A 15,159-nucleotide genomic window follows, 5' to 3' on the forward strand; every position below is an offset into this window, starting at 1 on the left:
AGTTCCTCCCCATATCTGTCTTTTATTGATTCCACTCTTCCAAAATTGGTCCTTATTTTCGAGGTCAGCTTTGGCCATCCAGTTTCCATAGAATCCGTTCTTTATCGCTTTCGAATCTATGTCCTTTCCAATCCAAAACAACGGTCCACTTTGAAGGGTTGGATATTTCTGTGATCCGCAAGCCTTCGCGTATTTCGAAGCTTATATCAAATTCAGCATCCCCCACACGCAGACGCTCAAGTCTGCACGTTTTGTCGGCCCAGGCCTGTGGAAAATCGGGAACAAAGCTTACCTTCTGCAAATATGCTTCTGGTCTGATGCCAAAGAAATGCCGGACGACGGGGACCGCGAGAGCGTAGATTGTCCATGCCTGAACCACGCACCCGTAATCCGGGGACATTTCGGAAAAGGACCCCGGTTGCACCCGGGAAAAGCTTTTGCCCATCCTCCGAAGTAAACCCAAAGCTTCATCAGGATTACCATAGGTCGCCTCGGCTACCGCATGCGCTCCGGTTGAGATTGTCATGGTACCCTGCTGGTAAATGGCTGCCAGATAGGTGCCGTACTCCCCGACAAAATCGCTGCTTCGCATCGTCTCCAATGCACGCTGCGCCTTGTCCGGATCTGCGATCCCGGCTTCCATCGGCGTGACTATAACCCAGTTCTTGTTCAGCAGCCAGCCCCGATCTCCCTGATCCTCTCCGGCTTCCGCCAGCAGCCCTTCAATATATTCGCGGTACCCCTGAATGCCTTGCTTCTCTGCCAAGGAGGCCATGTAAGTGACCTTCGGGGCAATATCACCTGCAGGAGCAACCGCATCAGCATATAAACCGTCCTTGTCAGACCAAAACACCTGATTGATTGCTTGTACGGCCCGTTCGGACAGCTCCTGATAATGCTCGCCTCTGTTCTGTTCGCCCAGATAACTGCTCATCCATGCCAGCGCCTGAAGTGCCTTAGCTGTATATACGGCACTGTCGATCAGCTCCATGTTCAGTCCAGCAATCTCGATGATGCCGTAGCCCGAGGGAAAAAGATCTCCGTCCGGGTCCATCGTATGCAGCAGCCAGTCCATCCCCTGCACGCAGTAGCCATAATGTTCTCGCAGAAGCGCTTCATCTCCAGTCCACAGGAACATTTCCCAGACAAAAGCGATATAGTGCGCGGTCTCCTGGGTATTTCCCGGATTGGAGACGGCCCCCATTGTGGTCACTTCGTGAACGAATCGACCGTTGTCGTTCACCTCTCTCGACTTCTCCAGCAGCAGATTCAATGTGTCTTTTACCAACGAGTGGTCGCCAGTGGCGAGAACGCCCTGAAGGGCATACGTGCTGTCGCAGCCGAACCACCATGGATAAGTTGGACCCCCTGCCGTCAGGCCACGGCCGATGCCGTCAACACGCTGTACCAGCCACTGATTGTTGCGCTTGGCCCAGGCGAAATGCGTATTTAGCTCCTCTTCCCCCTCGATGGTAAGCAAGGAGCGTTGATCCAACCGATCATATAAGGCTTTCTTTTGCTCCAGCAGATCGTCATGTCCCTGCTCAAGGGCAGCATACGTTTGCTCGCATGCCTCACGAGAGCTTTCCGACCCGGCAACGAACAGGCGAAAACGCAACACTTGCTTTTCCTTCAACGTACATTCCGCTGCAAAAGATATTCCCGTCCCTTTGCCGGCAGTCAGCTCTGGTCCGTAGATGTTCGGACCGACGGTGTTCTCAATGCCTGGAAGGTCGCTTCCAACCAGCACGTACCAGTCGTGACTGTTGTCCTTGACCATCACCTTGCGGGGCGACAGGCATTCGGCCGTCTCGGCCGTTCCGGGCAAGATGCCGATCTCGTCCGAATACCATACAGGCCGAAGATCGGTCCGTGACAGCAGTTCAAGCCTGAGGTGCGTTTCCCCCTCGCCATAGGAAGTGATTTCATACTCTGCCACCATACCCTTTTCGTAGTCCGGGGCGAACTGGGAACGGACAATGGACACCGGAATATGGCTCAGGCCGTGGTCATATTCGAACCGGCCTCCTCCCCATGCCTCGCTGCTATAGCTGTCTGCTCTTGCCCATACCGAAATTTGACGATCAGTATCCGTAACTTTCAGCCAAAATCCGTCCAGCAGCTTGATGGGGTGCAGCCATACGCCTCCCATTTCATTGGCCATATGGTGTCCAAAATCAGGGAAATAACCGTCCTGCGTTCCGCAAATTTTGACGTATTCTCCTGCGTTGTAATACAAATTGATCGGGTGCCTGCTAGTGATACGGGCCATCTTTTGTCCTCCCCTGCAATGGCTTTTCTCTGATCTCACCGATGCCGCCATACGTCTATCCCTTGATGGCCGATGAGATGGAAATGCCTTCAATAAAGTATTTTTGAGCTACGAAAAAGACCAGAAGCGGCGGAATCATGATCAGCATAGTAGCCGCCATCAGCATGTTCCACTCCACGTTGTACAAGCCCTTGAACATGGACAAACCAAGTGCCAACGTATACTTGTCGCTGGAGTTCAGATAGATCAGCGGACCCTGAAAGTCATTCCATACTCCCATGAATGTAAAGATCGACACTGCAATTAGCGGCGGCATAGAGAGAGGCAACATGATGCGGGTAAAGATCTGGAACTGGTTTGCCCCATCCACAAATGCGGATTCATCGAGATCGCGCGGAATGCCACGCATGAACTGACGAATCAGGAAAATATTAAAGGCGCCGCCACCGAAAAATGCAGGAACAATCAGTGGAAGGAACGTATCGACCCAGCCGATTTCCTTGAACATGATGAACATCGGGATCATCGTAACCTGGGATGGCAGCATCATGGTGGCCAATAGCACCAGAAACAGCATCCGTTTCCCTCGGAAGTTGAAGCGGGCAAAGCCGTAGGCACATAACGCAGCAGAGAATACCGTTCCAATCATGACTGGAATGAGTATAATCAGCGTATTTTTCAGAAAGGTAAAAAAGGGAATGGCCGTCACTGCATTGGCATAGTTAGACCACATCCATGCTGCCGGGAAAAAGCTGTCTGTGAATACCTCAGCGGGGGTCTTCAATGATGTAGCCAGCGTCCATAACAACGGTACAAGAACGATAACCGCTCCCGCGATCAGCAGCACCATCGAGAATATGCGCGAAACGATCCGGCTCCGCGTGGAACTATAATTCATGATATATCCTCCTTTCAATCCTTCTCGTTATCACCCTGATAATAGACCCACATAGATGAACTGCGGATGACCAGGAGTGTGAACACCAGAATGATGATGAACAGTACCCAAGACAATGCAGAGGCGTATCCCATATCAAAATCTTTGAAAGCCTTGTTATAAAGGTACAGGTTATAAAATAACGTGGAATTGAGCGGTCCCCCATTGGTCATGACGAACGCCTGGGTGAAATATTGAAATCCGCCGATGATACCCATGACCAGATTAAAAAATACGGTCGGTGAAATCATCGGCAGGGTAATGTTCCGGAAGCGCTGAAGCGGCCCGGCTCCGTCCAGGTTGGCCGCCTCATACAGCTCCTCAGGAACCCCCTGCAAACCGGACAAATAAATGATGATGGTATTGCCGATTCCCCAGAGCCCCATGACGATTAGCGCCCCAAGAGCATAGCTGGGATCCTGTAGCCAGGCCGGCCCCTGAATACCGAACAAAGAAAGCGCACGGTTAAGAACCCCATACTCGGGATTGAATATCATGATCCACATCATCGATGCCGCCACTGCCGGTATGACCGAAGGCATGAAATAGATCAGACGAAAAAATTTCATTCCTCGATTTCGCATATTTAGCAACAAAGCAATGAGTAAAGAAGCAATCTGGTACAAGGGAACCGAAACTAAAGCAAAAATAAAAGTTACCTTCAAAGACTGATAGAACAAATCATCGTGAAACATGGTCCGGAAGTTATCCAGTCCCACCCATTCAATCGACTTGACTCCGGTGATGATGTCCCATTTGCTGAAGGCCAGAAGCATAGAGAACAGCATGGGCCCGATCGTAAAGAGCAGCAGCCCCAGTATCCACGGCAGAATGAACAAATACCCGGCACGTTCGGATTTTGAATTACGCATGGCAACCTCCCTGATGAAGAAAGTGAACCGGCATGTCCTCCGGCTCACCTCCATGGTTATTTCTTGATCTTGCTGTCAACGTTCTTCGCCGCTTCGTCCAGAGCCGTTCTGGTGTCTTGTTCACCAAGCAACATCTTCTCAAGCGCTTTCGTGAATTCCTCTACGAAAATCGGACCGTTTGCGGAACGTAGTGTAATCGGCTTTTTAGCGAAATTCATCATCTCAATGACTGGTTTGTCTGCCACTTCCTTGGCCTTGACCTTTTCCAGTTCCTTGACTGTAGCTGGAAGTACCTTGCCGTTATTGGAACGCAGCTTCTGGGCATCTGCCCCCGAAAGCCACTTCACCAGTTCGTACGCTTCCTGTTTGTGCGTGCTTGATACATTGATGGCCCATCCTGCGCTTGCAATGATACTTGAACGTGTACCGTCCGCATTTTTCGGGATCATGGCGGAACCATATTTTACATTGGATTTGTCCAAATCAGTCTTGACCCAGCGCCCCGTGACCATCATGGCAAGCTTGTCTGTCATAAACATGGAAGAGTCTCCTCCAAGTGTCTGGGAATCCAGAGGAGTCGGAGATACCCTATTCTCTCCTTGAGAGAGGGCGACATACTTCTCCATGGCCGCCACAGTTTTGTCGCTATTCATGTATCCTTCGGCTGTGGTACCATCCTCATTGGCGATGTCCGTTCCGTAATCCCACAGATAGGTGTAGATCGGATATTCCCATTTCCCGGCGTTAAAGCCGAATTGGGTATATTTGTTGCCTTCCTTTTTAGTCAGCTTTTGGGCAACGGCGATCATGTCATCCCACGTCCATTCATCTGTCGGGTAAGGAATTTGTGCCTCGTCAAACATGCGTTTGTTGTACCACAGGGCCAGCGGATTGAAGTCCTTGGGCAGATAATATTGCTTGCCTTCAATCTTCATGTTGTTGATCAGGTCTGGCTGAAAAATATTCAGCTTGAATGACGGGTCTGCAGCGAGATAGCTATCGAGCGGTTCAACTACGCCTTTATCTACGTATTTGTAATAATCGCCTTCGCCAACAAGGAATACGTCCGGTGCCTGTCCGGCCGCAAGCGAGGTCGTCAGCTTCGTTCCGTACCCCTCGCTCGGGATGGGTTCGAATTTAACCTCAATATTGGGGTGAGCCGCATTAAACTGCTCGGCCAGCTTCACCTCATCCGCGCCGCTGTTAACATCGCCCCATACGGTAAAGGTCAGCTTCACCTTACCACCGGAGCTACCTGTGTCCGTACTGCTTCCCGAAGAGCAAGCTGACAGCAGCATGGAAAGCACCAGTATCATGATCAGACCTATGGATCCTTTTTTCATGTAAATGACCTCCCTGAAATGTATGTCTACATTTTGATTTGAATTCGTTGATGGACATTCACCTTTTGCCCTAAAACATGCAAGCTGATGCTTTCCTCCGTATCGGCCTCGATCAGCACATCTTCAGGTGTAAGGGTGATAAGCAACCGGTGGTTATGCCAATAGAGAGGGAACTTTAGCTTGTTCCAGGATTCGGGCAATTTCGGATTCAGATGCAACTGACCATCCAGCATGCGCACGCCGGCGAATCCCATGACCACACACTTCCAGACGCCTGCCAAGGAGGCCGAGTGAATACCCGCATCCGAGGAATGCATGTTTGGTCCCAAATCAATCTCGGTCGCCCGCAGGAACAGATCGTAGGCAAGCTTGCGATCGCCGAAATCGCTGGCCAGGATGCTGTGTGTAGACAAGGACAGTGAGGAATCGTGTAGTGTCTTTGGCTCATAGTAGTCATAATTCGCCCGCTTGACTGCAGGTTCGAATTTATTTTCCAGCAGGAAAAACAGCATCATGATGTCCGCCTGCTTCGAAATCTGCATTTCACCAACCTGATCCAGATTGTAGTCACTGAAGATGCTTGCGACTTTTGTCTGGTTTTTGTAAGGTGTAAGATCAATGATTTTTTTACCGAGATACGTATCGTCTTGCGGAATAATTCCCAGATTGTTGGGTTCCGGGAGGTACAACTGATGAAGCTTGTTCCATTGTTCCCTTGCGGCTGCAAGATTTAGCTTATTCTCCAGGTGCTGAAGCAAATCGGGACGTTCCTGCTGAAGCTTCTCATAGTACTGAATGGCGAGCTGCATATTGAAGTGCGCCATATGATTGGTGAAAGCATTGTTGTCCACATGCTCCTTGTATTCATCCGGACCCACTACCTGATTAATGTGATAGCGGTCAGCTTCTTCGTCCCATTCGAGACGACTTGCCCAGAATGTGGCTGTATCAAAAATTATTTCATATCCATACTGCTCCATGAATTCCAGATCGCCTGTAGACTGTACGTAGTGCCACACCGCGTACGCAATGTCCGCAGTAATATGCTGCTCAATGAATCCAGACCAGATCTTGGTCTGTTCGCCAGTTACGATATCAACGTCTCCCCAGACTGGCGTGACTTCCCCGTCCTCAATCCAGCCCGCTTCCCAAGGATACATGGCGCCTTCAAAACCGTTCTCCCTGGCCTTTCTTCTAGCTCCCTCCAGCCCCTGATAGCGATACTCCAGCAAGGAACGGGCCACCACTGGATTGCTATAGATGAAGAACGGGAGGATAAAAATCTCCGTATCCCAGAAGGAATGGCCCTTGTACCCTTCTCCGCTCAACCCTTTGGCCCCGATACCCATGCGGTTGTCATGCGCAGGCGTCATGATAACGAGATGGTATATGGCGAAACGGATCGCAAGCTGGTCATAGCCGCTGGCGCTATCGATCTCGATGTTATAAGCGGACCACGTATTCTCCCACACGTTAGCGCTTTCATAAAACAACTGGTCGTATCCCTTGCTTGCCTCCTGCTTAAACTCCGACAAGGCCGCATTTCGCATAAAATCAAGGGAATAATCCCTCTTCCCATATATCAGATCACGACTGGTGTGTACACTTGATATTTTTTCCATCTCTAGACATGATCCCATCGGAACATTAACCTTGGCTTCAATGCCTACCTTGCGTCGTCCCATCGTCTGGCGCAGCTCCGGCTCAAGCCTACTTCCATCCAGACTCCATTGGTGAACGGTATGCGTCACAAAATCAATGCCGGACTCCGTTGTGGTGGAGGTCATTTGAATGTAGGTTTTATCAAAAATCCGTTTTTCTCCCTCGGTAAAGTGTTGTGCTCCGGAATTCGTCCATTGACCGTTGATGCCTGATACAATCTGGACATCAGCTTCACAGTCGAGCGGTTTGATGCTGACCTTGGAGGCGACAACATGCAGATTGCTCAGGGACACGAACCGCTTAAACTGAAGTTGGAACGTTCCTCCCTTCGGACTTTCCCATACAATATCACGGGTCAACTCTCCAGTTTTCAGGTTAAGCTCACGGCTGTAGTGCCGCGTTTCCCCCTTTTCAAGGCTGAACGTTTCACCATTGATTAGAATTTGCAGTTCGGTCACATCTGCGACATTGGGAAGTTCGGTAACCTCGTTTTCATGAAACTTGTTGAAGGTTCCAGCCACGAACCAGTTGCGAATCTGACCGACATAGCGCTCATCTGTAGCCGAACGCAATCCCATATACCCGTTGCCCAGGGAAAAGATGGCTTCGGCCTTGCCCTGGTGGTTGGGATCAAAACAGGTTTCCCTTACCAGCCAGTTAGTCCATTCTCTTTGCCCAGCATCGTATTTCAACAAATCGTACTCCCCCTAGAAGTTCATATTAAATAATCCGAAACGTTTTGGATTTTTGCGAAAACAAAACCGAAACGTTTCGGAAGGTAAAAAAACATTTCGGTAATTGCTTAAATATTGCGATGATGTGGCTTGTCCGTGGATGAACGTAAAATAAGTTCATTTCTAAGCACATTAGACTTGGGACTGTCTTCGGACTTTAGCATGCGCATCAGCAAATTGGCTGCTTCATACCCGAGCTGATACATGTTTTGCCCAATCGTAGTCAGTGGCGGCTGAAAATAAACAGCAGTCGGAATGTCATCAAAGCCCACAATGGACAGCTGCCCCGGTACGGATAATCCCATTTCATTAGCAGCCTTGATCACTCCCAGGGCCATCATATCGCTGGCACAGAAAAACGCGGTTATTTCCGGATATGCTCTTAGCAGTTTCACGGCCTGATGCTGAGCTTCTTCTTCCGTAAAGTCGCCGTTTACCACCCATTCCCGCTTCCAGTTCAGCCCGGCTTGGTCCATTGCTGTGACGAAACCTTCAAAACGTTCCTTGGATACAAAAGCTTCCGGATAACCGTTAATCATGGCAATCTTCTGATGCCCTAGCCTGATCAAATGCTCTACGGCAGCCTGAGCGCTTTCCTTGTGATTCGTCGATACATAACCCACATTTTCGCTCTGGATCGGAATGTCAATCAGCACACAAGGAATATCGCTGTCCAGAACTTCCTGCAAATACGGATCGTCGGTCTTGACGCCCTGCAGGATCACCCCGTCCACTTTGCGTTCCCGACATAGCTGTGTATACGTTTTCATTTTCTGCTTAGCAGTGTTTGTACTGAACAAAATGAGGTCATAGTCTGAATTGGCAGCGCTATCATTAATGCCACATAACACTTCGAACACAAAGTTGTTGTCGATGTTCTTGTACGTCATTCCCGACACAAGCAATCCCAGTGTCTTCGTTTCTTTCATGACCAATCCTCTAGCCAAGCCGTTCGGACTGTAGCTTAACGACTCAGCAGCTTCTTTAATCAGCTTACGGGTACTTTCGCTGACGTCAGAATAGCCATTCAACGCTCTCGAAACGGTCGTGATCGAAAAGCCCGTTAATTGTGATATATCCTTAATTGTAGCCAATTTTTGTCCTCCAAAACGTTTCGGATCACTTTCTAGTCTTAAGTATAGTCATTGTATTAAAATAATCAAGCCCTATTTAGCAAAATTTATTACTCAAAGCAGCTAAGAAAAGCATTGGATCTATTTAGAAGAAAGAGCCGGCGGCCCTTAGGACCATCGGCTTCTTTATTTCCGCTTGTATTTTTTATAATACTGAATCATTGCATGCTCTTAACTCATAGATCCCCGCAAATCCATTGTCGTATCATGGTTTGTGATGGTCAAATGTGTCACGCCCATCTTCCTAGCAAGGTGGATGACTTCTCTTATAAAATGTGCTGTCGAATTTTTGTGCATAACTTATCCAGAATCATGACTGTGACCAGGATTAAGATAACAATGGTAAGTGATTCCTGGTAGCGGAAAAGACGGAGCGTAGAAGTCAGTTCAAATCCGATTCCCCCGGCTCCGACCAGTCCCAGTACGGTTGCTGATCTTACATTGATTTCCCAGCGAAAAAGGTTTACGGATATAAACTCCGGTAAAATTTGCGGCCAGATGGCATAGCGGATAACCTGCCAACGATTGGCACCTGATGCTTCCAGAGCTTCGATCTGGCCTTTATCCGTATTTTCGATAGCTTCAGCATAAAATTTACCAAGCATTCCTGCCGAATGGATGGCAAGCGCCAGTACACCGGGAAACGGCCCCAGACCAACTGCGGTTACAAAAATTAGTGCCACGATCATTTCCGAGATCGATCTGAGCGTGTTGAGGACAGTCCGGCAAATACTGTAAATCACAGGATGTGGACTGATATTTTTGGCCGCACCGATTCCGAGCGGAATGGCAATGATGACGGCAAGCACAGTACCAACAAGTGCCATTTGAACGGTCTGGAGAACGGATAATGAATATTTACCCAAATGTGTAAAATCAGGAGGAAACGATCTGGAGATAAAATCCCATATATTAGGAAGACCTTGAATCAGATCGGAAATACTAAAATTAACTTGCTGAGCACTCCAGCCTAATATCACAAGAAAAGCTATTGTTGATAACCATATTGGGAAATTCCTTTTTGAGTTGAAAGACTGGCGGCTGACCTTCTTTGCGTCAGTAACCCTATTTTTCTGATCATCTATCATGTCTTTGCTCCTCATATTTATAAACTCTATCTTCACCTGTTTCCTGACCGTTCTCGTAAAGCTGGTACAAATCAGAAGCTTTGACCTGATCGGAACGATAATCTGCCACGATATTCCCGGAGTTCAGACCAAGAATTCTTTTGCTGTATTTTGGAGCCAGGTCAATCTGATGCAGAGTAATAATCATGGTTAATTTCTCTTCCTCATAGACTTCCATCAAAAGATCCATGATGGCATGGGAAGTTTTGGGGTCCAGACTGGCAACCGGCTCATCGGCAAGCAGCAATGTCGGCCGCTGCACCAAGGCTCTGGCAATGGCCACCCTTTGCATTTGCCCGCCGCTCAAGTTGTCGGCTCTTTGATTCCGTTTATCAACCAACCCTACCTTCTCCAGGTAATAAAGTGCCAGTTCATAGTCTTCCTTTTTATATACCTTGAAAAAAGATGGCAGGGTCGGATTATAGGACAAGCGCCCACAAAGCACGTTATCCAGTACTGTGAGCCGCTTGACAAGGTTAAAATTCTGAAAGATCATTCCGATATTTTTTCTTAACAGCCGTATTCCCTTTTTGTCGGTCGGCAGTTTCTTCCCATCGATATAAATACTGCCTGAAGTTGCCTCAATCAACCCGTTTAGGCACCTCAGCAAAGTTGATTTGCCGGCCCCGCTGGGGCCGAGCAAAACAACTGCGTCATTGCTTTCAAAGGAGCAATTAATATTATTTAAAATAGTTTCTTGACCATAAGATTTGACCAAGTCTTCCACTTTAATCATCTTTTTCCTCCGTTTTAATTAGTCTATTTCAACTCAGTAAGGTCAAGGTTTAATATTTTGGCAATTTCCCGTAAATTGTCATAAGCCGAATCCGTTATTTCACCATATTTATCCAATCCCAAGGCTTTCAAAGATTCAGGGGATTCTTTATCCATGTCAAGATACGCCTGCTTAATTTTTTCTTTCAATCCGCTATCCAGGTCTTTTCGTACTGCTACCGGAGAGGTTGGAATAGGGGCTGATTCATGAAGAATGCTTACATCTGGGAGCAGGTTTTTCGCTACCATTGCTTTATATACAGTATCGGAAGTCGCACCAGCATCCACCTTTTTATTCTGTACTGCCAGAGCTGAAGCATCCCCCCCACCCGCATAGAGCGAAGTGGAAAAATCTTTGTCAGGATCGACCCCGTTTTTCAGCAGCTCATTTCTGGGCACTAGATTTCCTGAAGTGGATGCCGGATCGATAAATGCAAATGTCTTGCCTTTAAGGTCAGAAATCGTCTTTATTCCCGAGTCCTTGCGTGTAAGGATAACGCTCTTATACGTTGGTAATCCAGTGTCTGCGTCAACCTTCGACACTATAGCCTCGGCATTGGCCTTCTCGGTAGCTAGCAGGTAGGAAAAAGGGCCTAAATGGGCAACGTCGATTTGCTTGCTTCTCATTGCTTCCACTACAGCTGTATAATCATTAGCTACAAAAATATCAACTTCCATGCCAAGTTTCTTGGATAGATATTTTTTTAAAGGCTCCATTTTTGATTCAACGTTTTCACTGTCTTCGCTGGGAATAACCCCGATTTTCAACTTGTCGGGCGTATAGGCTGAGGTTTCCTGTTGGCTGCTTTTAGCAGCTCCAGTGTTTTGAGTGCCTTGTCCGGCGCATCCTGCCGTTCCGAAGATGACCAGAATACTTAATAAGGGAAAAAGCGCTTTTCTAATGATGGACATGATGTTGCTCCCTTCAAATCAATGATTGTTTCTATGGGGTTCATTCCTTGGCATTTCCCAAGAATACGGAAGATGAATATGCCAGCAGCGTTGTTAAATGCGTATAGTAATATTTCACGCCTTGCTCCAAACGTCTTGGCGTTATTTCAAGATTGCCCGCCGTACCAGCCAGCTTTCCGGACTCTATAATTTTGCAAAAAGCATCGTCCATAACCTTTTTTACCACAGGATGCCCGGCATTTCCGGGATGTCCAAGCGATTGAGAAAGGTCGGACGGGCCAATAAATAACACGTCAATTCCTTCAACTTTCGCGATAGAATCAAGGTTATCCACAGCAGCCTTGTCCTCAATTTGGACACAGACCAACAGATCTTGATTAGCCTGTTGGGCATAATCAGTTAAACTGATCCCGAATCCGTAATTGGCAGAGCGTGTTCCCACGGCCAAGCTTCTATTGCCGACCGGATAGTATTTTACTGCATTGACAACGTCCTGAGCCTCTGCCGCAGAGCTGACATGTGGCGCTTGGATCCCCATCACACCACGATCCATGTATTGCCCGATTAACTCCGGATCGTTTTTTTGCGGTCTAATGATGGGTGTAATGTTGCTCGCTTCCGCTGCCATTACCATGTATTCAACGGTTTCCAAGGAGATGGAACCATGCTCGCAATCAATCAGCACCCAATCGTATCCTAATTTTCCGGCCATTTCTACAAGCTGAACCGAAGGGATCATAATTGAAACCCCTAAAGCCGTTTTACCTGCTAAAAGTTTTTGCTTCATCCTATTTCGCAATGGAGTATCTCCTTTAAAATATTGGAATTTTTATTCAACCCCAACATTGACATATATCCCCAATGTCGGATCATTTAATCCGTAAAATGGTTTATTCACGACTTAATCGTTTAATCAGGTTAGCCAAGAGCCTTGTTCTCGGTACCAAGCTTTCGATATCCATAAATTCCTCCGCAGTATGCGCGTTACCGCCACGCGGACCAAACGCATCAATCGTCGCTATCCCTACCGCCGAAGTCAGGTTGCCGTCCGATCCTGGGCATCGTAGCTCATCCTTTCTTTGCGGCTTTCAAAAACGCAGATGGATTCATTTCAGATTTTCCTCTCGCATTTTCAATAGAGACAATGCCGCCCTGATCAAGGCAACAGCCTCCTGCAATTGTGCCAGGGATGTAGCATAGGAAAGCCGAATAAATCGGGGAGCCTGAAACATGTCCCCCGGCGTTACGACGACACCCACTTGATCCAGCAAATATTCGGCAAAGTCCTTGCTATCAGCAATCGTCCCCTCCTCATAAACTGAACCAAAGTAACGGGACACATCCACCATCAAGTAAAAAGCGCCTCTCGCATTGGGGCATGACAATCCCCGAATCGATTGAATTTCACGAATCAGATACTGCCTTCGTTCATCAAAAGATTTTGTCATTTCCTTTACCGAATCCCCCTCATCCTTGAGCGCCGTAATCGCCGCGTATTGACCGATCGAGCTTGGATTGGAGGTGGTGTAGCTTTGAATGACTGTCATGGCGCGAATCACGGGCAATGGACCGCATGCGTACCCGATTCGCCAGCCCGTCATGGCATACGCCTTGGATAACCCATTTATCGTAATCGTCCGCGCTTTAATTTCCTCGCTTAAAGCAGCGATCGAAGGAACTTTTTCGCCATAGACCAAATGTTCATAAATTTCATCCGCAATAATGTAAAGATCATGACGAACAGCGATCATACCGATGGCAAACAGCGTTTCTCTATCAAGTACCGCTCCGGTCGGATTGTTGGGATTTGTCAGCAAAATAGCCCGCGTCTTGGAAGTTACTTTACTGCCAAGTCGCTCCACGTTGAGCCCAAAGTCTTGTTCCGGGTCGGTTTCAACGAACACAGGCCGAGCCCCTGTATGGGCGATCATTTCCGGGTAACTCCCCCAGCAGGGAATCGGTAAAAGCACTTCGTCATCCTCGTTGCAAATCGAAAGCAACGCATTCGCTACGGCTTGTTTGGCTCCAGTGGTGATGATCACCTCCTCCGGGCCATAACTCAGACTGTTGTCTCTCTTCAGTTTGTCGCAAACAGCCTGCCGAACATCATGTGTCCCCTGCACAGGTGTATATTTCGTCACGCCTTTAATAATCGCTTCTATACCTGCATGAGCGATATGGACTGGTGTGGGAAAATCCGGTTCCCCCACGTTAAGCGCGATAAGCTTGCGGCCTGATCGGCGAAGTGTTTCGACTTTATCTCTTAATTCTGCTCCGATATAAGGATTAAGCGCACGGACACGATCACTCAGTTGATAATTCAATGGTTGGCTTCCCCTTTCGTTTTATGTGGTTTCTACAACAAAATCATAATATATAAATGTAATATAAGTGTAAAAACAACATTTTAATATTGTAAAATTTATAAATACAAATAAAAAACCAAATAAAAACAACACACCGTTTGTTTCCAAACGAAGTGCTGCTTGTTTCGCATTTCTCTTAAATTTAAATAGAAACCCATTGCAATGAGGACAATTCGGTGTGTGGTTTCCATTCTTCCGGCAAGTCTGTATTCGTAATAATCATGTCCACTTCAAGCAGAGAAGTTACTTTATACAGATGCTTGACTCCCATTTTGGAAGCATCCGCTACCAGCACTTTCTTTTGGCTTTGAGCCAGCAGACTTTTCGTCATTAGCGCGCTCTCGCTTTGAAACGTACTGATATTTTCAGGCGTAAAGCCTCCACAGGAAAAAAAAGCCTTGTTTATGGTAATGTCTCTTAACATATCTTGAGCGAGTACGCCCGACATCCCCATCGAAGAAACTTGAAGCTCTCCGCCAATCTGAATCACCCGCCCGTTAAATTCCCCATTTCGTTTATATTGAGCGAATTCAAATATGATCGGAACAGAATTACTGACCACCGTAAGCTCTTTTTTGTCTCTTAAGAATGGCGGCATTTGGGCAACGGTGCTTCCTGCCTGGAGGAAAATAATATCGTTGTCCTCCACCCATTTGGCGGCCTCGGCCGCCAGTTTTCTTTTGACCTCCAGATTGATCGACTCTCGATCGCTATATATCCATTCCAGCTTTTGATGGCTCGTTTTGATCGCTCCGCCAAATATTTTTTTTAATTTGTTCAGGCTCTCCAGCTTGTCCAGGTCTCGCCGAATGGTCTCGGTTGTCACGCCGAATTTTTCGGCAAGCTCTTTTACATAGACTTTGTCGCGCTCATCTAATTCCTGCAATATCTCTTTCCTTCTTTTCTCCACTTCACTATAGGAAGAATGCATCCTTACCCTCCACACTCTTTGTGTATTCCATTACATTTATCTTAGCTGAATCACACCAAAGAATCCATGGGAAAGCGACATATTCAACTTTGCTTT

Annotated in this window: 12 protein-coding genes and 1 pseudogene; all 13 read right to left on the reverse strand. The window is 47.5% G+C overall.

Annotation, left to right across the window (positions count from 1 at the left end; all coding sequences use genetic code 11):
• Positions 1–64: 64 nt before the first annotated feature.
• The 13 genes and pseudogenes from B4V02_RS12580 to B4V02_RS12635 all read right to left on the reverse strand — a co-directional run bounded on the left by B4V02_RS12580 (position 65) and on the right by B4V02_RS12635 (position 15,063).
• The gene (locus B4V02_RS12580; RefSeq protein ID WP_094155034.1) at positions 65–2,272 is read right to left on the reverse strand and encodes an alpha-L-rhamnosidase-related protein; all 2,208 of its coding nucleotides are present in this window, start codon (positions 2,270–2,272) and stop codon (positions 65–67) included.
• 55 nt (positions 2,273–2,327) lie between these two features.
• Positions 2,328–3,170, reverse strand: a complete 843-nt coding sequence (locus B4V02_RS12585) for a carbohydrate ABC transporter permease (protein WP_094155036.1) — start codon at positions 3,168–3,170, stop codon at positions 2,328–2,330.
• Between the two features lie 14 nt (positions 3,171–3,184).
• A complete protein-coding gene (locus B4V02_RS12590; protein ID WP_094155037.1) occupies positions 3,185–4,081 on the reverse strand; it encodes a carbohydrate ABC transporter permease in 897 nt (298 codons plus the stop codon).
• A gap of 56 nt (positions 4,082–4,137) precedes the next feature.
• The gene (locus B4V02_RS12595; protein WP_094155039.1) at positions 4,138–5,424 is read right to left on the reverse strand and encodes an ABC transporter substrate-binding protein; all 1,287 of its coding nucleotides are present in this window, start codon (positions 5,422–5,424) and stop codon (positions 4,138–4,140) included.
• A gap of 26 nt (positions 5,425–5,450) precedes the next feature.
• Positions 5,451–7,781 (reverse strand): glycoside hydrolase family 65 protein, encoded by a 2,331-nt coding sequence (locus B4V02_RS12600; RefSeq protein WP_094155040.1) that lies wholly within the window; start codon positions 7,779–7,781, stop codon positions 5,451–5,453.
• A 107-nt stretch (positions 7,782–7,888) separates the two neighbouring features.
• Positions 7,889–8,914 (reverse strand): LacI family DNA-binding transcriptional regulator, encoded by a 1,026-nt coding sequence (locus B4V02_RS12605; protein ID WP_094155041.1) that lies wholly within the window; start codon positions 8,912–8,914, stop codon positions 7,889–7,891.
• 305 nt (positions 8,915–9,219) lie between these two features.
• Positions 9,220–10,041: a phosphonate ABC transporter, permease protein PhnE gene (phnE, locus tag B4V02_RS12610; RefSeq protein WP_083837576.1), complete on the reverse strand. Its 822-nt coding sequence runs from the start codon at positions 10,039–10,041 to the stop codon at positions 9,220–9,222.
• Positions 10,031–10,816 carry a phosphonate ABC transporter ATP-binding protein gene (gene phnC, locus B4V02_RS12615; RefSeq protein ID WP_094155042.1) on the reverse strand — a complete coding sequence of 262 codons (786 nt, stop codon included), beginning with the start codon at positions 10,814–10,816 and terminating at the stop codon, positions 10,031–10,033. Before phnC ends, phnE begins: the two co-directional genes overlap by 11 nt.
• A 23-nt stretch (positions 10,817–10,839) precedes the next feature.
• Complete coding sequence (gene phnD, locus B4V02_RS12620) at positions 10,840–11,766, reverse strand: phosphonate ABC transporter substrate-binding protein (protein WP_094155044.1); 927 nt, start codon at positions 11,764–11,766, stop codon at positions 10,840–10,842.
• A 40-nt stretch (positions 11,767–11,806) separates the two neighbouring features.
• A complete protein-coding gene (locus tag B4V02_RS12625; protein ID WP_094156999.1) occupies positions 11,807–12,505 on the reverse strand; it encodes an HpcH/HpaI aldolase family protein in 699 nt (232 codons plus the stop codon).
• 151 nt (positions 12,506–12,656) lie between these two features.
• Positions 12,657–12,812, reverse strand: a pseudogene (locus B4V02_RS27100) (M20 family peptidase); the annotation flags it as partial.
• 60 nt (positions 12,813–12,872) lie between these two features.
• Positions 12,873–14,090, reverse strand: coding sequence for a pyridoxal phosphate-dependent aminotransferase (locus tag B4V02_RS12630; RefSeq protein ID WP_094155046.1), 1,218 nt, complete (start codon positions 14,088–14,090; stop codon positions 12,873–12,875).
• A gap of 184 nt (positions 14,091–14,274) precedes the next feature.
• Positions 14,275–15,063: a DeoR/GlpR family DNA-binding transcription regulator gene (locus tag B4V02_RS12635; protein ID WP_094155047.1), complete on the reverse strand. Its 789-nt coding sequence runs from the start codon at positions 15,061–15,063 to the stop codon at positions 14,275–14,277.
• Between the last annotated feature and the right edge of the window lie 96 nt (positions 15,064–15,159).

Origin of the sequence: Paenibacillus kribbensis (genome assembly GCF_002240415.1) — a bacterium.
Classification (GTDB): domain Bacteria; phylum Bacillota; class Bacilli; order Paenibacillales; family Paenibacillaceae; genus Paenibacillus; species Paenibacillus kribbensis.